A 1,622-nucleotide genomic window follows, 5' to 3' on the forward strand; every position below is an offset into this window, starting at 1 on the left:
GCCGAGCGCCCGGATGACCTGGTCGTGTACGGCGGCACGGGCCGGGCCGCCCGGTCCTGGGCCGCGTTCGACGCGATCACCCGGACCCTGGAGACGATGGAGAAGGACGAGACGCTCCTGGTCCAGTCCGGCAAGCCCGTCGGGGTGTTCCGCACCCATGAGTGGGCGCCGCGGGTGCTGCTGGCCAACTCCAACCTCGTGGGCGACTGGGCGACCTGGCCCGAGTTCCGCCGCCTGGAGGCCGAGGGCCTGATGATGTACGGGCAGATGACCGCCGGGTCCTGGATCTACATCGGCACCCAGGGCATCCTGCAGGGCACCTACGAGACCTTCGCCGCCGTCGGGAACAAACTCAGGGCCGCAAGGCATGACACTGCCCGCCACCCCGCACCGGCCCCGGAGGGTTCCTCCGAGGGCCCGTTGGCCGGGACCCTGACCCTGACCGGCGGGTGCGGGGGCATGGGCGGGGCCCAGCCGCTCGCGGTGACCCTGAACGACGGGGCCTGCCTGATCGTGGACGTCGACGAGTCCCGGCTGCGCCGCCGCGTCGGCAAACGCTACCTGGACGAGGTCGAAACCGACCTGGACACCGCGATCGCCAAGGTCCAGGCGGCCAAGGCCGAGCGCCGCGGCTGGTCCGTGGGCTACGTGGGCAACGCCGCCGAAGTCTTCCCCGAACTCCTCGCCCGCCACAAGGCCGGGGAAATCAGCATCGACGTCGTGACCGACCAGACCTCCGCGCACGACCCGCTCTCCTACCTGCCCGAAGGCATCACCGTGGCCGAGTGGCACACCGAGGCCGAAGCCGACCCGGAAGGCTTCACGAAGAAAGCCCAGGCCTCCATGGCCCGGCACGTCCAGGCCATGGTCGAGTTCCAGGACGCCGGGGCCGAGGTCTTCGACTACGGCAACTCGATCCGCGACGAGGCCCGCAAGGGCGGCTACGGCCGGGCCTTCGAGTTCCCCGGCTTCGTCCCGGCCTACATCCGGCCCCTGTTCTGCGAAGGGCTGGGCCCGTTCCGCTGGGTCGCGCTCTCCGGTGACCCCGAGGACATCGCCGTGACCGACGCCGCGATCAAGGAACTGTTCCCGGAGAACACCCACCTGCACAAATGGCTCGACGCCGCCGCCGAACGCGTCGAGTTCGAAGGCCTCCCGGCCCGGATCTGCTGGCTGGGCTACGGCGAACGCGCCAAAGCGGGCCTGCTGTTCAACCAGCTCGTCGCCGAGGGCAAGGTCAAGGCCCCCATCGTGATCGGCCGGGACCACCTGGACTCCGGCTCCGTGGCCTCCCCGTACCGGGAGACCGAGTCCATGAAGGACGGCTCCGACGCGATCGCGGACTGGCCCCTGCTCAACGCCCTGACCGCCGCCTCCTCCGGCGCGACCTGGGTCTCCATCCACCACGGCGGCGGCGTTGGCATCGGCCGCTCCATCCACACCGGCCAGGTCTCCGTCGCCGACGGCACCGAGCTCGCCGCGCAGAAACTCGAACGCCTCCTCACCAACGACCCCGGCATGGGCGTCATCCGCCACGCCGACGCCGGCTACGACCGCGCCATCGAAGTCGCCCACGAACGCGGCGTCCGCATCCCCATGGACCCCCTAGCCTCGCAAGCTCG

Annotated in this window: 1 protein-coding gene; it reads left to right on the forward strand. The window is 70.9% G+C overall.

Going from position 1 to position 1,622, the window contains the following annotated elements:
- Positions 1-1,622 (forward strand): urocanate hydratase (locus tag AC1DJW_RS26345; RefSeq protein WP_476902932.1); only part of this gene is annotated, 1,622 nt, incomplete at both ends.

This window comes from Arthrobacter sp. 05L417, assembly GCF_056397865.1.